The sequence below is a fragment of the Pseudomonas libanensis genome, from assembly GCF_001439685.1.
Lineage (GTDB): Bacteria > Pseudomonadota > Gammaproteobacteria > Pseudomonadales > Pseudomonadaceae > Aquipseudomonas > Aquipseudomonas libanensis.
This window is the reverse complement of the sequence record NZ_JYLH01000024.1, coordinates 25,146-45,201: the sequence shown is the minus strand read 5'-3', so window position 1 is coordinate 45,201 and position 20,056 is coordinate 25,146. Positions and strand designations below refer to the sequence as shown.

The window sequence follows — 20,056 nt, the reverse complement described above, 5'->3', positions numbered from 1 at the left end:
GCAAACGCCAGGGTTCGAACCGATTCCTGAATACTTTGCCCACCTTAAAATGGAGATGTAAGACGATGTCCAAACTATTCGGAAAAATCCTCAAGCATTCCTCGCTGCTGGCCCTGGTAGCTGCGCCCGGCGTGGTATTTGCGGCACCGTCCACCGACCCGATTTCCACCTTCGGGATCCTCGGCAGCTACAACGACTTTAAACTCGAAGGCGGTAGCCAAAGCGACAAAGACCACATGCCTGAAGCCGGCCTGTTCTATAACTTCGGCAACAAGCTCACTGCCGAGTCCGGTTTCATCTACCAGGCCGGTATCGAAGCCAAGTACGGCGAAAAGAGCGATAACAAGCTCAAGGAAGGCCAGGCCGACCTCGACCTCGGCTGGCGTGCCGCGCTGGATGCGCGCAACTTCGTCGACGTGATCGTAGGCGGTGGCTACACCTGGACCCGCTATGAGCCGGACACCAATGGCTACGACATGAAGCTCACCAACAAGTCGCCGTTTGCCAAGGCCGCCTTGGGCTACAACCACCAGTTCGATGACATGACTCTGCGCGTTGAAGCCGGCGCCCGTCACACCATCGACGGTCGCGCCAAGCTCAAGGTGGACGGCGTCGGCAGCGACAGCGTGGACCTCAAGGACCGCACCAACCCTTACGCCGAAGTCAGCCTGCTGATGAACCAGAAGGGCGACCTGCCAGTGATGGCGGGCCTGTACTACACCCGTACAGAGTACAAGCTCGACGACGACTCCTATGTGGCCGATAACACCAAGCTCAAGCGCGATGAGTATGGTTTCAAGGTGGGTATCGCGTTCTGACGCTGTTTGCGATGTAAAAACGCCCCGAATGCCCGGGGCGTTTTTTTGCGGCTATTACCTTTCAGCCCAATGCGGCCAGTTGCGCCACGGTTTCCGGAAAGCGCGCCACCAGGCGGATCAAGGTGACGGCCTGGGCGTTGGGCTTGGCCCGGCCTTGTTCCCAGTTCTCCAGGGTGCGGGTGTTGGTACGCAGGTACATGGCGAATACTGATCGGGAAAGGTTAAGTTGCTGACGCACGGCGACCACTTCATCGGCGGTGAGCGGCGCCAGCTTGTTGAGGTGGACTTTGTGGGTGCGCAGGGTGATTTTACCTTGGCGCTCATCGGCCAGGGCGTCGAAGCCTTCGACCAGTTCGGAAAAGATGTCACGTTTCATGATGTGTTCTCGCTTTGATTTCCCTGTCCAGCATGTGTTTAAGAGCTTTCTTGTGGTGGGGTGTCAGGTCGCTCTGTTCGTGTTTGCCGTACAAGGTGAATAACCAGAATTGCGTGCCGCCTGACCACCAGTAGTAAATGACTCGCAGGCCACCGCGCTTGCCTTTGTTTCGCCGTTCATCAACGAAGCGAACCTTTCTCAACCCCCCCGTTCCTTCGATCACGTCTCCTGCTTCGGGGTTTTTCATCAATTCCTGTTGAAACCCCTGGAAAAGCTCGTCACTCAGATAATCCTTGCGATGCCGCTCGAATGCCGGCAGTTCGATAAATAGAGCATCCATGTTCTGTACGTAGCCTGCGTAGAGTTTGGTTGTCCACTCGCCATGGGTCAAGTGACCTTGCTGTGGGAACTTTCTTAAAACGCAAACACCATACGGCGGGCTTTTGCGGGTGGATGCCAGATGAAGAGGCAGATCGAGGAGGAAAATTCAGCGAGCAGGGGAGGGAGAAAACAGATCCCGGGAACGCAAAACGGCGCCCAAAGGCGCCGTTCTGTTGACTGCATCAACCTAAGCGATCAAACCCCCAATACCGCATGCTGCACCAGAGTGAGCAACGGTTGTGGGTACACACCCAGGAAGAACGCGAGTACGGCGATGGCCAGTAGCATCACGCCGCCTGCTTTCTGTTCCCAATGCAGCTCGGCATCCACACGGCGCAGGTTGGGCTCGATCAGGTAGAGGGTGACCATCACGCGCAGGTAGTAGAACACGCCGATGGCGCTGCCCAATACCAGGGACGCTACCAACCACCATTCGTGGGCTTCGACACCCGTGGCGACAATGTAGAACTTGCCGATAAAACCCGCAGTCAGCGGGATACCGGCCAGGGACAGCATCATTACGGTCAGCACGGCGGTCAGGTACGGACGGCGCCAGAACAGGCCGCGGTATTCGTACAGGGCGTCGGCGTCACGGCCTTTGTAAGGCGAGGACATCAGCGTGATCACACCGAACGCGCCGAGGCTGGTGATCACGTAGGTGACCAGATACACGCCGATGGCTTCCACGGCCAGGCCTTTGCTCGCCACCAGGGCGATCAGCAGGTAGCCGAAGTGGGCGATGGACGAATAACCCAGCAGGCGCTTGAGGTTGTTCTGGGTCAGGGCCAGCAGGTTACCGAACAGGATCGACGCAATGGCGATCACGGTCAGCACGTTGCTCAGCACGCCGGTGTTGGCGGCAGGCGAGATCTGGAACAGACGCACCATTACCGCGAATACCGCGACCTTCGACGCAGTCGCCAGGAACGCAGCCACTGGCGCCGGGGCGCCTTCGTACACGTCCGGGGTCCACAGGTGGAAGGGTACCAAGGAGAGCTTGAACGCCAGGCCGATCAGCATCATCGCCAGGCCCAACTGGGCAATCGGCGCCGGGCTGTTGGTGGCGGCCAGGGCGTGGCCGATACCGGTGAAGCTCAGGCTGCCGGCTTCGGCGTAGAGCAGGGCCATACCGAACAACAGGAACGCGGAACCGGCGGCCGACAGCACCATGTACTTGATGCCGGCTTCCAGGGAGCGCTTGTTGAAGAAGGCGTAGGCCACCAGGCCGTAGGTCGGGATCGACAGCAGTTCCAGGCCGATGAACAAGCCGGCCAGGTGCTGCGCGCTGACCAGCACGATACCGCCGGCCGCAGCCAGCAGGATCAGCAGGTACAGCTCTTCCTTGTTACCCGGGTAACCGGTGCCGCCTTCGCCGAGGTAGGCGTGGGCGAGGGTCACGCACGCCAGGGTCGCCACCAGGATCAGGGCGATGTACAGCAGCGCGAAGTCATCGACCATCATCAGCGGGGTCACCGCCAATGGCGCGACCTTGAGGGCCGGAATGATCGACAGCAGGGCCAGGTTCAGACCGGCGCAGGACAGCAGGAACGTTTGCGAGTGATTGCGGCGCCAGGCGATCGCCAGCATCACCACCACGATGGTGAGGCTGGTGATCAGCAGCGGCGCAAGCGCGATAAAGTGTTGGATCGTGAATTCCATAGCGCTCTTACCGGGCCGAAGCGAGTTGGGAGAAGGCGGTGCCGAACCACTGCTGCACGCCATGCATCGTTGCGGCAGAAGTGTCCAGGAACGGTTGCGGGTATACGCCGATAAAGATCAGCAATACCGCAAGACCGAGCACCATGATCAGTTCGCGGGCATCCATACCGTGCAAGACGGTGTCCGACTTGGCCGGGCCGAAATACGCGCGGTGGATCATGATCAGCGAGTAGACCGAACCGAACACCAGGCCGGAGGTGGCGATGGCGCTGATCCAAGGTGTCTGCACGAAGGCACCCATCAGGATCAGGAACTCGCCGATGAAGTTACCGGTACCCGGCAAGCCCAGGGACGCTGCGGCGAAGAACAGGCTGATCGCCGGCAGGTACGCAATGCGCGACCACACGCCGCCCATCTCACGCATGTCACGGGTGTGCAGGCGCTCGTACAGCTGACCACTGAGGATAAACAGCGCCGCAGCCGAAACACCGTGGGCCAACATCTGGATCACCGCGCCTTGCAGCGCCAGCTGGCTACCGGAGTAGATGCCGATCAGTACGAAGCCCATGTGGGAAACGGACGAGAAGGCAATCAGGCGCTTGATGTCGGTTTGTGCGAAAGCCAGGAACGCACCGTAGAAGATCCCGATCAGACCCAGGGTCATGGCGATCGGCGCAAACTCGGCCGAGGCATTCGGGAACAGCGGCAGGGCGAAACGCAACAGGCCGTAGGCCGCCGTCTTCAGCAGGATACCGGCCAGGTCCACGGAGCCGGCAGTCGGCGCCTGGGCGTGGGCGTCAGGCAGCCAGGAGTGGAACGGCACCACCGGCAGCTTCACCGCGAAAGCGATGAAGAAGCCGAGCATCAGTACGTACTCGGTGGTCAGCGACATCTTGGTCTTCAACAGATCGGCGTAGTTGAAGGTAATCACGCCGGTGTTGTTGAAGTTGACCAGCACCAGGCCCAGGATCGCCACCAACATGATCAGGCCGGACGCCTGGGTGAAGATGAAGAACTTGGTCGCTGCGTAGATCCGGGTTTTCTTGCCGTCCGAAGAACTGTGACCCCAGAGCGCGATGAGGAAGTACATCGGCACCAGCATCATTTCCCAGAAGAAGAAGAACATGAACAGGTCCAGCGCCAGGAACACGCCGACAACGCCGCCCAAAATCCACATCAGGTTCAGGTGGAAGAAGCCCACGTGACGCTGGATCTCTTTCCAGGAGCAGAGTACCGAGAGGATACCCAGCAGGCCGGTCAGCAGGATCATCAACAGCGACAGGCCGTCGAGGGCCAGGTGCACGTTGATGCCGAAGCGCTGGATCCACACGTGCTTGAATTCAAGCGCGAAGGTCGGATCGACACCCGGTGCCGGAGCAAATGAATAGTCGCCATGGGCCCACAGCCAGAGGCCGAGTGCGAGTTCCAGGGACATGGTCAGCAACGCAATCCAGCGGGGGAGGGTGGCGCCGAAGCGTTCACCCATCCAGCAGAGCAGGCCGCCGATAAAGGGGATCAGGATTAGCCAGGGCAGAATCATGACGGGCTCGTTTCCTTTCGCAAGTTCGCAAAGTACGCAGTGCACTTAAACATAGTCAGACCGCTACCACGACGATGGCGCCGATCACCAGCACGGCACCGGCCGCCATGGAAGCTGCATACCAACGCAGTTGGCCAGTCTCGCTGCGGCTCAGGGCTGTGTGACCAGCCTTGGCGGCGCGCGGGATCAAACCGATGGTCTGGTCGAGCGGGTCTTTGCGCAGTACATGGCTGATGGCGAGGTATGGCTTGACGAACAGTTTGTCGTAGATCCAATCGAAGCCCCAGGCAGCAAACCACCAGGCCGACAGGAAGCGCCCGATGCCACTGTTGGCCACGGCGGTCACGAAGCGACGCTTGCCGAGGAACAGCAGGGCTGCCAGCAGGATACCGGCGATGGCAATGGCGCCTGAGGCGATTTCCAGGCTGTGCTTGTCTGCGCCGCCGGCATGGCCGACGCTTTCTGGCAATACGCCGGCCAGTGGTGGAGTGATCATGGCGCCGATGAAGGTCGACAGGATGATCAGCACCGACAGTGGCAGCCAGTGGGAGATGCCGTGGCCTGCGTGCGCTTCGGTCTTGGCTTCACCGTGGAAGGTGATGAAGATCAGGCGGAAGGTGTACAGCGAGGTCATGAATGCACCCACCAGGCCTGCGTACAGCAGGTTCTGGTTACCGCTGGCGAAGGCTTCCCAGAGGATTTCGTCCTTGGAGTAGAAACCGGCGGTCACCAGCGGCAGGGCGGCCAGGGCGGCACCACCGACGATGAAGCTGGCGTAGGCCAATGGCAATTTCTTCCACAGGCCGCCCATCTTGAAGATGTTCTGCTCGTGGTGGCAGGCAACGATCACCGCACCGGAAGCGAGGAACAGCAGGGCCTTGAAGAACGCGTGGGTCATCAGGTGGAAGATCGCCGCGTCCCAGGCGCCAACGCCCAGGGCCAGGAACATGTAGCCGATCTGGCTCATGGTCGAGTAGGCGAGGATACGCTTGATGTCGGTCTGCACCAGCGCGGCGAAGCCGGCCAGTACCAGGGTCACGCCGCCGACGATGCCGACAAGATGCAGGATATCCGGCGCCAGGGTGAACAGGCCGTGGGTACGGGCGATCAGGTAGACACCGGCGGTCACCATGGTTGCGGCGTGGATCAGTGCCGACACCGGGGTCGGGCCGGCCATCGCATCGGCCAGCCAGGTTTGCAGCGGCAGTTGCGCGGATTTACCCACGGCGCCGCCCAGCAGCATCAGGGTCGCCAGGGTGATCCAGAAGTCGCCGACCTGGAATTTCTGCGGTGCCAGCACCAGCAGTTCCTGGATGTTCAGCGTGCCCACCTGTTGGAACAGGATAAACAGGCCGATGGCCATGAACACGTCGCCGATGCGGGTGACGATGAAGGCCTTGAGCGCCGCGTTACCGTTGTTGCGGTTGCTGTAGTAGAAACCGATCAACAGGTACGAGCACAGGCCCACGCCTTCCCAGCCGAAGTACAGGAACAACAGGTTATCGCCCAGCACCAGGAACAGCATGCTGGCGATAAACAGGTTGGTGTACGAGAAGAAGCGCGAGTAGCCCGCTTCACCGCGCATGTACCAGGACGCGAACAGGTGGATCAGGAAGCCCACACCCACCACCACGCCGAGCATGGTGATCGACAGGCCGTCGACGTAGAGGGCGAAGTTGGGCTTGAAGCCTTCCACCGACATCCACTGCCACAGCACCAGGGTGTAGTGACCGCCTTCGGGCGGTGCCACGTTGAATTGCCAGATGACGTAGGCGGCCACGATGGCCGACAGGCCAATGGAACCCACGCCGACCAGGGCCGAGAGGTTTTCCGACCAGCGTCCACGGGAGAACGACAGCAGCAGGAAACCGATCAGGGGAAATACGAAAGTCAGAAAGATCATGTTCATCCGCGCATCTCACTGGCAGCGTCGATATCAAGCGTGTGGAAGCGACGATACAGTTGCAGCAGGATCGCCAGGCCGATACTGGCCTCGGCGGCTGCCAGGCTGATCACCAGGATGAACATGACTTGTCCATCCGGCTGGCCCCAACGTGCGCCCGCCACGATGAATGCCAGTGCCGCGGCGTTCATCATGATTTCCAGGCTCATCAACACGAACAAAATGTTGCGGCGAACCATCAGGCCGACCAGGCCAAGGCAGAACAGGATGCCGGCGACCGCCAGACCATGCTCCAAAGGGATAGCAGGCATCGTCATTGCTCCTTGGCTTCGTTGCGGCCCAAGTGGAAGGCAGTGATGGCTGCGGCGAGCAGCAGCATCGACGCCAGTTCGACCACCAGCAGGTACGGGCCGAACAGGCTGATGCCCACGGCTTTCGCGTCTACGGTGGTGTGGCCGATGGCCTGGCCGCTCTGGTGAGCGAACAGCACATACAGTAGTTCACCCAGCAGCAAGGCTGCGAGGACAACCGGGCCGAGCCAGATGCCGGGCTTGAGCCAGACGCGCTCCTGGGCCACCGAAGCCGGCCCCAGGTTGAGCATCATCACCACAAACACGAACAGCACCATGATGGCGCCGGCGTAGGCAATCACTTCCAGTACACCGGCGAACGGTGCGCCGAGGCTGAAAAAGGTCATGGCCACAGCGATCAGCGAAATGATCAGGTAGAGCAGGGCATGCACGGGGTTGGTGTTGGTGATCACGCGAAGCGTGGACACAACCGCGATACCCGATGCGAAATAGAAAGCGAATTCCATCTTTCTTCCTTAAGGCAGCAAGCTCTTCACGTTGATCGGCTCGGCTTCGTTTTGTGCGGCGCCCTTCGGCTTACCGGCAACGGCCATACCTGCAACACGATAGAAGTTGTAATCAGGGTTTTTACCGGGACCAGAGATCAGCAGATCTTCTTTCTCGTACACCAGGTCCTGACGTTTGAACTCGGCCATCTCGAAATCCGGTGTGAGCTGGATCGCGGTGGTCGGGCAAGCTTCCTCGCAGAGGCCGCAGAAAATGCAGCGCGAGAAGTTGATACGGAAGAAGTCCGGGTACCAGCGACCGTCTTCGGTTTCAGCTTTCTGCAGGGAGATGCAACCCACCGGGCACGCCACGGCGCAAAGGTTGCAGGCTACGCAACGCTCTTCGCCATCGGGGTCGCGGGTCAGTACGATGCGGCCGCGATAGCGCGGCGGCAGGTACACCGCTTCTTCGGGGTATTGCAGGGTGTCGCGCTTGCGAAAGCCGTGACCGAACACCATCACCAGGCTTCGCAACTGGGTACCGGTACCCTTAACGATGTCGCCAATATATTTGAACATGGGTCAAATCCTCACTGAACCGCGGCAGCTGGCGTGTTCAACAACACGACGGCAGCCGTCACCAGCAAATTGATCAGGGTCAGCGGCAGGCAGAATCTCCAGCTGAAATCCATCACCTGGTCATAGCGTGGGCGCGGAATCGAGGCGCGCAGCAGGATGAACAGCATGATGAAGAACGCGGTCTTCAAGAAGAACCAGAAGAAAGCCAACTGCGGCAGGATGCCGAACGGACCGTGCCAGCCGCCGAAGAACAGCGTGACCAGCAGGGCCGAGATCAAGATGATGCCGATGTACTCACCGACGAAGAACATGCCCCACTTCATGCCGGCATATTCAATGTGGTAACCGTCGGCCAGTTCCTGTTCCGCTTCCGGCTGGTCGAAGGGGTGACGGTGAGTCACGGCCACGCCAGCGATGAAGAAGGTACAGAAGCCAAAGAACTGCGGAATGATGAACCACAGGTTCTGCGCCTGGTACTCGACGATGTCGCGCATGTTGAACGAGCCAACCTGCACCACGATGCCCATCAGTGCCAACCCCATGAACACTTCATAGGATACGGTTTGCGCCGAGGCACGCAAGCTGCCCAGCAGGGCGAACTTGTTGTTGCTCGACCAACCGGCAAACAGCACCGCGTACACCGACAAGCCGGCCATGGCGAAGAAGAACAGCAAGCCGATGTTCAGGTCCGCCACGCCCCAGGTCGGGGTGATCGGGATGATCGCGAAGGCGATCAGCAAGGCGCTCATGGCCACCACCGGTGCCAGGGTGAAGATCACCTTGTCGGCAAACGGCGGGGTCCAGTCTTCCTTGAAGAACATTTTCAGCATGTCGGCCGCGATCTGGAACATGCCGAACGGGCCAACGCGGTTCGGACCGTAACGGTCCTGCCACCAGCCCAGCAGGCGACGTTCGACGAAGCTGAGCAGGGCGCCCGCGACAACCACGGCCAACAGGATCACGATGGCCTTGACGACCGAGATGATCACGTCGATCACTTCAGGGGTGAACCAGGTCATTGCGCTGCCTCCTGCAGACCGTCAACGGTTTGGCCAAAGATAGCGGGCGGAATGCCGGCGAGGCCTTTAGGCAGTGCAACCAGACCCGCGCCCAACTCTTCGTTGATACGTAGCGGCAGGCGCAGGGTCTGGCCCGCTACGTTCAGGCTGAGCAGGGCACCGTCGTTGACGCCCAGGCGATCGGCTTCGGACTTGGCGACGGACACGTAAGCGGCAGGAATGCGCTCTTGAACCGGCGCGGCCTTGGAAGAGGTCTCTTCGCTGCCGAACAGGTGGAAGAACGGCACGACCTGCCAGGTGCCCGGCGCCGGGTTGAACGGACGCGGTACCGCAGCGAACCAGTTCAACGAGTCACCGCTGGTTTCGATCAGGCGGGTGCCCGGGTCGCCAGCACGGATGTGACCACCGACTTCGTCCTGGAACTTGTTCCAGGCCTGCGGCGAGTTCCAGCCCGGCGACCAGGCAAACGGCACCTGCTGACGCGGTTCGGCCGACCCCGAGTAACCTTCCATGGAGAAGGCAAACGCGGTGTCGTTGTCTTGCGGGGTACGCGGCTCGTGCACGCTGATGTCGGCGCGCATGGCGGTACGGCCGGAGTAACGCAGCGGCTCACGCGCCAGTTTCAGGCCCTTGATGCGGAACGCGGCAGACGGTGCGGCATCGACGATGCGCGCCAGTTGCGGCGCGCTGGCGGCGGTGGCTGCGGTCACATGGTCGAGCTGGGTCCAGTCGATCGGCTGGTTCAGCAGGGTCGCGCGCAGGGCATGCAGCCAGCGCCAGCCTTCGTGCACCAGGATGCTGGCATCCATGTACTTCGGATCGAACACCTGGAAGAAACGCTGGGCGCGGCCTTCCTGGCTGACCAGGGTACCGTCGCCCTCGGCAAAGGTAGCGGCTGGCAGGACCAGGTCGGCACGTTCGCTGGTGGCGGTCTTCTGGTGGTCGGCGACGATCAGCACCTTGGCGGCGTTGAGTGCAGCGTCAACCTTGGCGGCGTCGGCGCGGGTGTACAGGTCGTTTTCCAGCACCACGATGGCGTCGGCGTTGCCGCCGGTCACCGCTTGCAGGGCGGCATCCAGGGACTCGCCACCGAGCATGGCCAGGCCAAGGCTGTTGGCTTCCGGCACGACCAGGCTGATGGAACCGTTCTTGTCGCGCAGCTTCAGGGCCTTGGCGATGTTGGCAGCGGCTTCGATCAGCGCCTTGGAACCCAACGAGGTACCGGCAATGATCAGCGGGCGCTTGGCGGCCAGCAGGGCGTCGGCAATGCGCTGGGCCAGTTCGACGGCTTCAGTGTCCAGGCCTTCAACGGCAGGTGCACTGGCGTCGAGGGCGTGGGCCACGGCGAAACCGAGGCGGGCCAGGTCGTCCGGCGCGGCGTGCACGCATTCTTCGGCGATGTCGTCGAGCTTGGTTTCAGCCAGGGAAGCGATAAACAGCGGGTTCAGCGCGTGCTGGCCGATGTTTTTCACCGCGGCGTCGAGCCAAGGCTGGACGCGCATGGCGTCGGCCATCTCTTCGGCCTTGCCTTTGACCGACTGGCGCAGGGACAGGGCGATGCGGGCGGCGGTCTGGGTCAGGTCTTCACCGAGCACGAAGATGGCGTCGTGGTCTTCGATGTCGCGCATGTTCGGTACTGGCAGCGGGCTGTCGTTCAGCACTTGCAGGACCAGGCGAATGCGCTCCAGCTCGCCGGCTTCGATACCGCAATAGAAGTGCTCGGCGCCCACCAACTCGCGCAACGCGAAGTTGCTTTCGAGGCTGGCACGCGGCGAACCGATACCGACAATATTGCGGCCGCGCAACAGGTCGGCGGCTTTATCCAGCGCGGCGTCCAGGCTCAGCTTGGCGCCATCGGCCAGCAGTGGCTGGCGTGGGCGGTCTTCGCGGTTGACGTAGCCATAGCCGAAACGGCCACGGTCGCACAGGAAGTACTGGTTGACCGAACCGTTGAAGCGGTTTTCGATACGGCGCAACTCGCCGTAGCGCTCGCCCGGGGAGATGTTGCAACCGCTGGAGCAGCCATGGCAGATGCTCGGTGCGAACTGCATGTCCCACTTACGGTTATAGCGCTCGGAGTGGGTCTTGTCGGTGAACACACCGGTCGGGCAGACCTCGGTGAGGTTGCCGGAGAACTCGCTCTCAAGCACGCCATCTTCAACGCGACCGAAGTACACGTTGTCGTGGGCGCCGAAGACGCCCAGGTCGGTGCCGCCGGCGTAGTCTTTATAGAAGCGCACGCAGCGGTAGCAGGCGATGCAGCGGTTCATTTCGTGGGAAATGAACGGGCCGAGGTCCTGGTTCTGGTGGGTACGCTTGGTGAAGCGATAACGGCGCTCGTTGTGGCCGGTCATCACCGTCATGTCTTGCAGGTGGCAGTGACCGCCTTCCTCACACACCGGGCAGTCGTGGGGGTGGTTGGTCATCAGCCATTCGACAACGCTGGCGCGGAACGCCTTGGATTCTTCATCGTCGATGGAGATCCAGGTGTTGTCGGTGGCTGGGGTCATGCAGGACATGACGATACGACCACGGGTGTCGTTCTCGTCGGTGTATTGCTTGACCGCGCACTGGCGACAGGCACCGACGCTACCGAGCGCGGGGTGCCAGCAGAAATACGGGATATCGAGGCCGAGTGACAGACATGCCTGTAACAGGTTGTCTGCCCCATCGACTTCGAGCGCTTTGCCGTCTACGTGGATAGTGGCCATGGTTCAAAGTTCTTCGTTGGCCCGTTGTCAGCGGGCGTGGCTAATGGAATCTTGTTATTCATGTGCATCTACACAGCCTTTACGGCGTCAGCACATGACAGGCTACGGGCACGAACCCTTCGCCTGTTTTAAGCGTTACGCGCCGACTACGATCGGCCTCGCCAGAGGCGGGACGGCGGCGCTGGTGGGCGCGATGCCGGCTTCGAACTCCGAGCGGAAGTATTTGATTGCGCTGCCCAATGGCTCCACGGCGCCCGGTGCGTGAGCACAGAAGGTCTTGCCCGGGCCGAGGAAACCGACCAGGCCCAGCAGGGTTTCGATATCACCCTCACGACCTTCACCGTTTTCCAGGGCCATCAGCAGCTTGACGCTCCACGGCAGGCCGTCACGGCATGGGGTGCAGAAGCCGCAGGATTCACGGGCAAAGAACTGCTCCATGTTGCGCAGCAACGACACCATGTTCACCGTGTTGTCCACCGCCATCGCCAGGCCGGTACCCATGCGGGTGCCCACCTTGCCGATGCCGCCGGCATACATCTGGGCGTCCAGGTGTTCGGGCAACAGGAAGCCGGTGCCGGCACCGCCAGGTTGCCAGGCTTTCAAGGTGTAGCCGTCGCGCATGCCGCCGGCGTAGTCCTCGAACAGCTCGCGGGCGGTCACGCCGAACGGCAGTTCCCACAGGCCCGGGTTCTTGACCTTGCCGGAGAAGCCCATGAGCTTGGTGCCCATGTCTTCGCTGCCTTCACGGGCCAGGGATTTGTACCAGTCCACGCCGTCGGCGATGATCGCCGGCACGTTGCACAGGGTCTCGACGTTGTTCACGCAGGTCGGCTTGCCCCACACGCCGACGGCGGCTGGGAAGGGCGGCTTGGAGCGCGGGTTGGCACGGCGGCCTTCGAGTGAGTTGATCAGTGCGGTTTCTTCACCGCAGATATAACGCCCGGCGCCGGTGTGCACGAACAGTTCGAAGTCAAAACCGGAACCGAGGATGTTCTTGCCCAACAGCCCTGCGGCCTTGGCTTCTGCCACGGCGCGGTTGAGGTGCTTGGCGGCGGTGGTGTATTCGCCACGCAGGAAGATGTAGCCCCGGTAGGTTTTCAGCGCACGGGCACTGATCAGCATGCCTTCGATCAGCAGATGGGGCAGTTGCTCCATCAGCATGCGGTCTTTCCAGGTGTTGGGCTCCATTTCATCCGCGTTGCACAGCAGGTAACGGATGTTGATGGATTCGTCTTTGGGCATCAGGCCCCACTTCACGCCGGTGGGGAAGCCCGCACCGCCGCGGCCTTTGAGGCCCGCGTCTTTCACGGTCTGGACGATGTCGTCCTGGGCCATGTCGGCGAAGGCTTTGCGCGCTGCGGCGTAACCGTTCTTGGCCTGGTATTCGTCGAGCCATACCGGCTCGCCGTCGTCACGCAGGCGCCAGGTCAGCGGGTGAGTCTCGGCCGAACGCTTGATCAGGTTGGCCGGGCCGAAGGAAGTCAGGGTCATGGGTAGCCCTCGAGCAATTGGGTCACGCCAGCAGGCTGTACGTCACCGAATGTGTCGTCGTCGATCATCAACGCCGGCGCTTTGTCACAGTTGCCCAGGCAGCACACCGGCAGCAGCGTGAAGCGGCCGTCCGCGGTGGTCTGGCCGAGACCGATGCCCAGCTTGGCCTGGATCTCGCTGACCACGGACTCATGGCCGCCGATGTAGCAGACCATGCTGTCGCACACGCGAATGATGTGACGGCCCACCGGCTGGCGGAAGATCTGGCTGTAGAACGTGGCCACACCTTCAACATCGCTGGCCGGGATGCCGAGGATCTCGCCGATGGCGTAGAGGGCGCCGTCCGGCACCCAGCCACGTTCCTTCTGGACGATCTTCAAGGCTTCGATCGACGCCGCGCGCGGGTCTTCGTAGTGATGCAGCTCGTGCTCAATGGCCGAGCGCTCGGTTTCACTCAAGGTGAAACGGTCTGTCTGGATAAGCGTGCTATTCATGCTTAGCGGTCCACGTCGGCCATAACGAAATCGATACTACCCAGGTACGCAATCAAGTCCGCGACCATCTCGCCTTTGATCACCGAAGGGATCTGCTGCAAGTGCGGGAAGCTTGGGGTGCGAATCCGGGTGCGGTAGCTCATGGTGCCGCCATCGCTCGTCAGGTAATAACTGTTGATACCCTTGGTCGCTTCAATCATCTGGAAGGACTCGTTGGCCGGCATGACCGGGCCCCACGAAACCTGCAGGAAGTGCGTGATCAGGGTTTCGATGTGTTGCAGCGTGCGTTCTTTTGGCGGCGGTGTGGTCAGCGGGTGATCCGCCTTGTACGGGCCTGCCGGCATGTTGCGCATGCACTGCTCGATGATCTTCAGGCTCTGGCGCATTTCTTCGACGCGCACGATGCAACGGTCGTAGGCATCGCCATTGGCCGCCAGCGGTACTTCGAACTCGAAGTTCTCATAGCCGGAGTACGGGCGCGCCTTGCGCAGGTCGAAGTCGCAACCGGTGGAGCGCAGGCCGGCACCGGTGACGCCCCATTCCAGGGCCTCTTTAGTGTTGTACTGCGCGACGCCGATGGTGCGGCCTTTGAGGATGCTGTTGTCCAGGGCGGCTTTCTGGTACTCGTCCAGACGCTTGGGCATCCAGTCGATGAATTCCTTGACCAGGCGCTCCCAGCCGTTCGGCAGGTCGTGGGCCACGCCGCCGATGCGGTACCAGGCCGGGTGCAGGCGGAAACCGGTGATGGCTTCGATGACCTTGTAGGCGCGCTGACGGTCGGTGAACGTGAAGAACACCGGGGTCATGGCGCCGACGTCCTGGATATAGGTACCCAGAAACAGCAGGTGGCTGGTGATGCGGAAGAACTCGGCCATCATGATGCGGATGGTGTCGACGCGGTCCGGCACCTTGATGCCGGCCAGTTTCTCGACCGAGAGCACGTACGGCAGGTTGTTCATCACGCCGCCGAGGTAGTCGATACGATCGGTGTAGGGGATGAAGCTGTGCCACGACTGACGCTCGGCCATCTTCTCGGCACCACGGTGGTGGTAGCCGATGTCCGGCACGCAGTCGACGATTTCCTCGCCGTCCAGTTGCAGGATGATACGGAAGGCACCGTGGGCCGAAGGGTGGTTCGGGCCCAGATTGAGGAACATGTAGTCCTCGTTGGTGCCGGAACGCTTCATGCCCCAGTCTTCTGGACGGAAGCGCGCAGCCTCTTCTTCAAGCTGCTGCTTGGCCAGGGTCAGGCTGAACGGGTCGAATTCGGTGGCGCGGGCAGGGTAGTCCTTGCGCAGCGGGTGGCCTTCCCAGGTCGGCGGCATCATGATGCGCGTCAGGTGCGGGTGGCCCGGGAAGTCGATGCCGAACATGTCCCAGACTTCGCGCTCGTACCAGCTGGCGTTGGGCCAGATACCGGTGACGGTCGGGACGCTCAGGTCGCTCTCGCTCAGGGCAACCTTGATCATCACGTCGCTGTTACGTTCCAGCGACATCAGGTGGTAGAACACGGTGAAATCGGCGCCGCTCGGCAGCCCCTGGCGCTTGGTGCGCAGACGCTCATCCACGCCATGCAGGTCATAGAGCATGACGTACGGCTTGGGCAGGTTGCGCAGGAAGGTCAGGACTTCGACGAGCCTGGCACGCGCCACCCACAGCACCGGCATACCGGTGCGTGTGGCCTGGGCGGTGAAGGCGTCAGGGCCAAAACGGTTATTGAGTTCGACAACCACGTCCTGGTCGTCTGCCTTATAAGGCGGGATGTACAGAGCACTGCCTGTAGTCATGGTTTTTTATCGCTTTCGGTCAACGTAAAGAATGAAGCCAGGTTTTCGTTCTATAAAAGAAGCGGGTCTGGATCAGACTTCGTCGGGGCTGCGCAGGTTGGTGACTGCGATTCGCTGTTCGCGGCGCTGTTCCTTTTGGGACGGCATCTCGGCGCGGTACACGCCTTGATCGCCGACGACCCAGGACAGCGGGCGACGCTCCTTGCCAATTGATTCCTGCAACAGCATCAAGCCTTGCAGGAATGCTTCGGGGCGGGGCGGGCAGCCAGGCACGTAGACGTCCACGGGCAGGAACTTGTCCACCCCTTGAACGACGGAGTAGATGTCGTACATGCCACCGGAGTTGGCGCACGAACCCATGGAAATAACCCATTTCGGCTCGAGCATTTGCTCATAGAGACGCTGGATGATCGGCGCCATCTTGATGAAGCAGGTACCGGCGATAACCATGAAATCCGCCTGGCGCGGTGATGCCCGGATCACTTCGGCGCCAAAGCGCGCGATGTCGTGGGGCGCCGTGAAGGCGGTGGTCATTTCCACGTAGCAGCACGAAAGGCCGAAGTTGTACGGCCACAGGGAGTTTTTACGCCCCCAGTTGACCGCGCCACTCAGCACGTCTTCCAGCTTGCCCATGTAGATGTTTTTGTGGACTTGGTCTTCTAACGGGTCGGAAACGGTTTCCCGTTCGCCGATGGGGTACTGCTCGTTAGGAGCATCCGGGTCGATCCTGGTGAGATTGTATTGCATTGCCAAAGCCTCATTGTTTCAGCTTCGCCTGCCGCTTGCGACGAGCTTCCGGAGCCCAGTCAAGGGCGCCCACTCGGAACAGGTAGACAAGACCTGCCAACAGAATTGCTATGAAAACGAGAGCTTCGACGAACCCGGTCCAGCCGCTTTCGCGGACGGACACAGACCATGCAAAGAGAAAGAGGGCTTCGATATCGAAGATCACGAACAACATCGCGACCAGATAGAATTTGGCTGAGAGCCGCAAGCGGGCGCCACCTGTAGGCAGCATGCCGGACTCGAACGGTTCGTTTTTGCTGCGGCCCCAGGCTTTTGACCCGAGGAGGCTGGACACGCCGAGCATGAAGGCGCAGAGGCCTACAACACCGAGAAGGAAAATGGCAAAGCCCCAGTTGTGGGCCATGAGTCCTGTCGCTTCGGTCATGCTGGAAATCCTTAACAGAGAGCAAAGGTCTCTGAGCTCGAAAAAGTAACGATGCAGTGACGATATGTCGCACTGCAATCAATCGCGGTGATTTTATGGCTAAACACCGGGCAAGTAAAATTCCTGGGGTGAAATTATTCGGTGGAATAAGCACATAGTGCACCTTTATGGAGCTGTAGCCCTTGTAGTGTGGGCATTAGCGGGCTTTTCATCAATTATGTTTTGTTTAAGCTGTAACGAAGTTTTTAAGCGCTAAATGATAATGAATATTGTTTGCGTGGGGTTTAAGCGATGGTTTCTCATGTGGCGGGGGAAGTTGCCGTTACTTGGTTGAGTGCCGCTTAGTTGCCGCAACGGTTCTTTTAACCGATTTGATGTGCGCGGATACCGCTCTGGATCAATGTTTTGCGCAAAACCTATGGGTAGGGCGCGGTCAATGTGGGAGCTGGCTTGCCTGCGATGGCGGTGGATCAGCTGATACACCTGCCACTGACCCGTCGCCATCGCAGGCAAGCCAGCTCCCACCTTTGATTTTCGGTGATCCCGAGGCAAAAAAAACGCCCCGAACCAGTCGGGGCGTGATTGTTGTGCGGCACTGCGGTTAGGTCTTCCTTGGGGCTGCAGTGGCCGTGTACGCGGTGCTTAGTGGAACTGATCTTCTTCGGTCGAACCGGTCAGCGCGGTCACCGACGAAGTACCGCCCTGGATCACGGTGGTCATGTCGTCGAAGTAGCCAGTGCCCACTTCCTGCTGGTGCGCCACGAAGGTGTAGCCTTTGGCGGCGTCAGCGAATTCCTGCTCTTGCAGCTTCACGTAGGCAGTCATGTCGTTACGGGCGTAGTCGTGCGCCAGGTTGAACATGCTGTGCCACATGTTGTGAATGCCTGCCAGGGTAATGAACTGGTGCTTGTAGCCCATGGCCGACAGCTCGCGCTGGAACTTGGCAATGGTCGCGTCGTCCAGGTTCTTCTTCCAGTTGAAGGAAGGCGAGCAGTTGTAGGACAGCAGTTGGTCCGGGTATTCCTTCTTGATCGCTTCGGCGAAGCGGCGGGCTTCGTCCAGGTCCGGCTTGGCGGTTTCGCACCAGATCAGGTCAGCGTAAGGCGCGTAGGCCAGGCCACGGGCAATGGCTTGGTCGAGGCCGGCGCGGACTTTATAGAAGCCTTCCTGGGTACGTTCGCCGGTGACGAACGGCTTGTCGTACGGGTCGCAGTCCGACGTCAGCAGGTCTGCGGCGTTGGCATCGGTACGGGCCAGGATGATGGTCGGTGTACCGGCAACGTCAGCGGCCAAACGGGCAGCGGTCAGCTTTTGTACGGCTTCCTGGGTCGGTACCAGTACCTTGCCGCCCATGTGGCCGCATTTCTTCACCGACGCAAGCTGGTCTTCGAAGTGCACGCCGGCAGCGCCAGCCTCGATCATGCTCTTCATCAGCTCGTAGGCGTTCAGTACGCCGCCGAAACCGGCTTCGGCGTCAGCCACGATGGGGGCGAAGTAGTCGATGTAGCCTTCATCGCCCGGGTTCTTGCCGGCTTTCCACTGGATCTGGTCGGCACGACGGAACGAGTTGTTGATGCGCTTGACCACGGTTGGAACCGAGTCCACCGGGTACAGCGATTGGTCGGGGTACATGGATTCAGCGGAGTTGTTGTCCGCTGCCACTTGCCAGCCGGACAGGTAGATCGCCTGGATACCGGCTTTTACCTGTTGTACTGCCTGGCCGCCAGTGAGGGCACCCATGCAGTTGACGAAATCTTTGTCGGGACGGAAGGACGGCTTGGCGCCTTGGGTGACCAGGTTCCACAGCTTCTCGGCGCCGAGTTTTGCAAAGGTGTGCTCAGGTTGAACCGAGCCACGCAGGCGGACGACGTCAGCAGCGGAATAAGCGCGGGTCACGCCTTTCCAGCGTGGGTTTTCAGCCCAATCTTTTTCAAGGGCTGCAATTTGCTGTTCGCGTGTCAGTGCCATGGGGAAAAACCTCGTCGCATAGGTCTAGGTGGAAAATTCCATTTGCCAGCCACGGATTGAATGCGTGGTGATGGCTGCTCGCTGACCAGAAGCTCAGGTGGTCAAGCCGGACTTGGCGGGGAAGGCGACGGGATGAACGAGTGGCTCAAGGCGGAGTTGAGCAGGTAAAGGCAAACTGCGAACGGTCTTCGGGCGTCGTGGGCCTTTGTACGATCCATCAGTGTGTAGCCGGGTTACCTGGTTAGCTTCCGTCCCTCGGGACAACTTCGTTCCAGTCGCAACCTCGTCAAACACGCCTTGTGGGCGGTACAGACACGAATCGGCTCGGGTGGGTAGCTTGGAGCGGCGATCCGAAGGCCCTTGCCAGGGCCCCTGATTAGCGGGAGCGAGGCCATCATGCCCATGCTTTTTTGGATCGTCAAATGGTTTGTAGTGCTTTTTTTCAGGCACTACATCTTTAGTCTCATACGACTCATCAGTCAGTTTTCGGTGCTTCAGTTCAGGGTGTCGACCTTGACCCGCAAAGTCAGGTCATCGCGGCCCTGAGTAGAATAGCTGCGGGTTGTAGAGGATTTATCGGCCTGGGTTTCACGATTGATGCCCGCCAGCGTGATCCATTCGCCCAGGCGCCCGCTGACGGTTGTGTCGGTACTCTGCACGTTCACTACATCGGGACGTTCCTGGCTCATGCGGTCACGGTTGGTACTGATGGCCAGGTGTACGGTCTCACCGGTGACGCTGGCGGTCACGTAGAAACCCTGGGTAACGTTGCGATACTGGGTCTGGTTCTGCAGGCGCCCGTAGCTGTCCTGCTGTGTAGTCGTCAGCGGCACGCTCTGGCCCACTTGGATCAACGCTGGCACGCCTTCGCTGGCCTGGATCTGCTGAATACCGCCATCACGGCTGGTGGTGCCGTAACTGATGATGCGCGTTTGGCTGTCACCGCTGTTCTGCTGGTTATTTTCGTTGGTGTCGACGGTGATCAGCAGGCGCTTGGCCGGTGAGTCCAATTGTGAGAGCAAGGTGCGCAAGCCCTCGATCTTGTCGGGCTGTGCATTGACGATCAACTGGTTGCCGTAGGCGCTGACAGTGCCGTCCTTGCCGATGAAGTTCTGGGCTACAGGCAGCAGGTCGGCGCTGGTGCGGTTGCTCAGGTTGACGACTTGGGTGTCGGCCATGGCCGAAACGCTGGCGGTCAGGAGGAGGGCGGTGAGCAGGGTGCGTAGGGACATGTCCGTTATCTCTGCGAGTCATTTGCTTGATAGTGCCAGTTTGTCGGCCTGGCGGGGCGCAAGTTGAATCGTAGACGGCAAAATGCCCTGACATGGCAGGGCATTTAGGGTGTTGCTGAAATAGCTATCGC

18 protein-coding genes are annotated in these 20,056 nt (G+C 60.5%); 1 reads left to right on the top strand and 17 read right to left on the bottom strand.

Annotated features, from left to right (window positions below):
- Nucleotides 1-65: 65 nt before the first annotated feature.
- A complete protein-coding gene (locus tag TU73_RS26440; protein WP_057014627.1) occupies nt 66-818 on the top strand; it encodes an outer membrane beta-barrel protein in 753 nt (250 codons plus the stop codon).
- A gap of 61 nt (nt 819-879) precedes the next feature.
- Here TU73_RS26440 and TU73_RS26435 read toward each other — a convergent pair whose 3' ends face one another.
- The 17 genes from TU73_RS26435 to TU73_RS26355 all read right to left on the bottom strand — a co-directional run bounded on the left by TU73_RS26435 (nt 880) and on the right by TU73_RS26355 (nt 19,925).
- A complete protein-coding gene (locus TU73_RS26435) occupies nt 880-1,194 on the bottom strand; it encodes a helix-turn-helix domain-containing protein (protein WP_057014626.1) in 315 nt (104 codons plus the stop codon).
- Entirely contained in the window at nt 1,184-1,534 is a 351-nt protein-coding gene (locus TU73_RS26430; protein WP_057014625.1) for a type II toxin-antitoxin system RelE/ParE family toxin, read from the bottom strand. The genes TU73_RS26435 and TU73_RS26430 overlap by 11 nt, the downstream gene beginning before the upstream one ends.
- A 236-nt stretch (nt 1,535-1,770) precedes the next feature.
- Nucleotides 1,771-3,234, bottom strand: a complete 1,464-nt coding sequence (nuoN, locus tag TU73_RS26425) for an NADH-quinone oxidoreductase subunit NuoN (protein ID WP_057014624.1) — start codon at nt 3,232-3,234, stop codon at nt 1,771-1,773.
- Nucleotides 3,235-3,241: 7 nt separating this feature from the next.
- The gene (gene nuoM, locus TU73_RS26420; protein WP_043046580.1) at nt 3,242-4,774 is read right to left on the bottom strand and encodes an NADH-quinone oxidoreductase subunit M; all 1,533 of its coding nucleotides are present in this window, start codon (nt 4,772-4,774) and stop codon (nt 3,242-3,244) included.
- 55 nt (nt 4,775-4,829) lie between these two features.
- Complete coding sequence (nuoL, locus tag TU73_RS26415; RefSeq protein ID WP_057014623.1) at nt 4,830-6,683, bottom strand: NADH-quinone oxidoreductase subunit L; 1,854 nt, start codon at nt 6,681-6,683, stop codon at nt 4,830-4,832.
- Nucleotides 6,680-6,988, bottom strand: a complete 309-nt coding sequence (nuoK, locus tag TU73_RS26410; protein ID WP_003174727.1) for an NADH-quinone oxidoreductase subunit NuoK — start codon at nt 6,986-6,988, stop codon at nt 6,680-6,682. Before nuoK ends, nuoL begins: the two co-directional genes overlap by 4 nt.
- 2 nt (nt 6,989-6,990) lie before the next feature.
- Nucleotides 6,991-7,494 (bottom strand): NADH-quinone oxidoreductase subunit J, encoded by a 504-nt coding sequence (nuoJ, locus tag TU73_RS26405; protein ID WP_003174726.1) that lies wholly within the window; start codon nt 7,492-7,494, stop codon nt 6,991-6,993.
- Nucleotides 7,495-7,503: 9 nt separating this feature from the next.
- Nucleotides 7,504-8,052, bottom strand: a complete 549-nt coding sequence (gene nuoI, locus TU73_RS26400; RefSeq protein WP_003174725.1) for an NADH-quinone oxidoreductase subunit NuoI — start codon at nt 8,050-8,052, stop codon at nt 7,504-7,506.
- 11 nt (nt 8,053-8,063) lie between these two features.
- A complete protein-coding gene (nuoH, locus tag TU73_RS26395; protein ID WP_003174724.1) occupies nt 8,064-9,071 on the bottom strand; it encodes an NADH-quinone oxidoreductase subunit NuoH in 1,008 nt (335 codons plus the stop codon).
- Nucleotides 9,068-11,782 carry an NADH-quinone oxidoreductase subunit NuoG gene (gene nuoG, locus TU73_RS26390; RefSeq protein ID WP_057014622.1) on the bottom strand — a complete coding sequence of 905 codons (2,715 nt, stop codon included), beginning with the start codon at nt 11,780-11,782 and terminating at the stop codon, nt 9,068-9,070. Before nuoG ends, nuoH begins: the two co-directional genes overlap by 4 nt.
- A 135-nt stretch (nt 11,783-11,917) precedes the next feature.
- A complete protein-coding gene (gene nuoF / locus TU73_RS26385) occupies nt 11,918-13,273 on the bottom strand; it encodes an NADH-quinone oxidoreductase subunit NuoF (protein ID WP_027606325.1) in 1,356 nt (451 codons plus the stop codon).
- Nucleotides 13,270-13,767 (bottom strand): NADH-quinone oxidoreductase subunit NuoE, encoded by a 498-nt coding sequence (gene nuoE, locus TU73_RS26380; protein WP_003232080.1) that lies wholly within the window; start codon nt 13,765-13,767, stop codon nt 13,270-13,272. The genes nuoF and nuoE overlap by 4 nt, the downstream gene beginning before the upstream one ends.
- 2 nt (nt 13,768-13,769) lie before the next feature.
- Nucleotides 13,770-15,554, bottom strand: coding sequence for an NADH-quinone oxidoreductase subunit C/D (gene nuoC / locus TU73_RS26375; RefSeq protein ID WP_057014621.1), 1,785 nt, complete (start codon nt 15,552-15,554; stop codon nt 13,770-13,772).
- Nucleotides 15,555-15,626: 72 nt separating this feature from the next.
- Nucleotides 15,627-16,301 carry a NuoB/complex I 20 kDa subunit family protein gene (locus tag TU73_RS26370; RefSeq protein WP_003174719.1) on the bottom strand — a complete coding sequence of 225 codons (675 nt, stop codon included), beginning with the start codon at nt 16,299-16,301 and terminating at the stop codon, nt 15,627-15,629.
- Nucleotides 16,302-16,311: 10 nt separating this feature from the next.
- Nucleotides 16,312-16,725, bottom strand: coding sequence for an NADH-quinone oxidoreductase subunit A (locus TU73_RS26365; RefSeq protein WP_003219575.1), 414 nt, complete (start codon nt 16,723-16,725; stop codon nt 16,312-16,314).
- A 642-nt stretch (nt 16,726-17,367) separates the two neighbouring features.
- The gene (gene aceA / locus TU73_RS26360; RefSeq protein WP_057014620.1) at nt 17,368-18,693 is read right to left on the bottom strand and encodes an isocitrate lyase; all 1,326 of its coding nucleotides are present in this window, start codon (nt 18,691-18,693) and stop codon (nt 17,368-17,370) included.
- Nucleotides 18,694-19,187: 494 nt separating this feature from the next.
- Entirely contained in the window at nt 19,188-19,925 is a 738-nt protein-coding gene (locus tag TU73_RS26355) for a secretin N-terminal domain-containing protein (protein WP_057014619.1), read from the bottom strand.
- Nucleotides 19,926-20,056 lie beyond the last annotated feature (131 nt).

Excerpts from the sequence above, each read along its gene's own strand:
- TU73_RS26435 (WP_057014626.1), bottom strand. The coding sequence starts at position 1,194 with ATGAAACGTGACATCTTTTCCGAACTGGTCGAAGGCTTCGACGCCCTG.
- TU73_RS26365 (WP_003219575.1), bottom strand. The coding sequence starts at position 16,725 with ATGACCGAAGCGACAGGACTCATGGCCCACAACTGGGGCTTTGCCATT.
- nuoK (WP_003174727.1), bottom strand. The coding sequence starts at position 6,988 with ATGCCTGCTATCCCTTTGGAGCATGGTCTGGCGGTCGCCGGCATCCTG.
- TU73_RS26370 (WP_003174719.1), bottom strand. The coding sequence starts at position 16,301 with ATGCAATACAATCTCACCAGGATCGACCCGGATGCTCCTAACGAGCAG.
- aceA (WP_057014620.1), bottom strand. The coding sequence starts at position 18,693 with ATGGCACTGACACGCGAACAGCAAATTGCAGCCCTTGAAAAAGATTGG.
- TU73_RS26430 (WP_057014625.1), bottom strand. The coding sequence starts at position 1,534 with ATGGATGCTCTATTTATCGAACTGCCGGCATTCGAGCGGCATCGCAAG.
- nuoF (WP_027606325.1), bottom strand. The coding sequence starts at position 13,273 with ATGACCCTGACTTCCTTCGGCCCGGCCAACCTGATCAAGCGTTCGGCC.
- nuoC (WP_057014621.1), bottom strand. The coding sequence starts at position 15,554 with ATGACTACAGGCAGTGCTCTGTACATCCCGCCTTATAAGGCAGACGAC.
- nuoE (WP_003232080.1), bottom strand. The coding sequence starts at position 13,767 with ATGAATAGCACGCTTATCCAGACAGACCGTTTCACCTTGAGTGAAACC.
- TU73_RS26355 (WP_057014619.1), bottom strand. The coding sequence starts at position 19,925 with ATGTCCCTACGCACCCTGCTCACCGCCCTCCTCCTGACCGCCAGCGTT.
- nuoN (WP_057014624.1), bottom strand. The coding sequence starts at position 3,234 with ATGGAATTCACGATCCAACACTTTATCGCGCTTGCGCCGCTGCTGATC.
- nuoI (WP_003174725.1), bottom strand. The coding sequence starts at position 8,052 with ATGTTCAAATATATTGGCGACATCGTTAAGGGTACCGGTACCCAGTTG.
- nuoJ (WP_003174726.1), bottom strand. The coding sequence starts at position 7,494 with ATGGAATTCGCTTTCTATTTCGCATCGGGTATCGCGGTTGTGTCCACG.
- nuoM (WP_043046580.1), bottom strand. The coding sequence starts at position 4,774 with ATGATTCTGCCCTGGCTAATCCTGATCCCCTTTATCGGCGGCCTGCTC.
- nuoH (WP_003174724.1), bottom strand. The coding sequence starts at position 9,071 with ATGACCTGGTTCACCCCTGAAGTGATCGACGTGATCATCTCGGTCGTC.
- nuoL (WP_057014623.1), bottom strand. The coding sequence starts at position 6,683 with ATGAACATGATCTTTCTGACTTTCGTATTTCCCCTGATCGGTTTCCTG.
- nuoG (WP_057014622.1), bottom strand. The coding sequence starts at position 11,782 with ATGGCCACTATCCACGTAGACGGCAAAGCGCTCGAAGTCGATGGGGCA.
- TU73_RS26440 (WP_057014627.1), top strand. The coding sequence starts at position 66 with ATGTCCAAACTATTCGGAAAAATCCTCAAGCATTCCTCGCTGCTGGCC.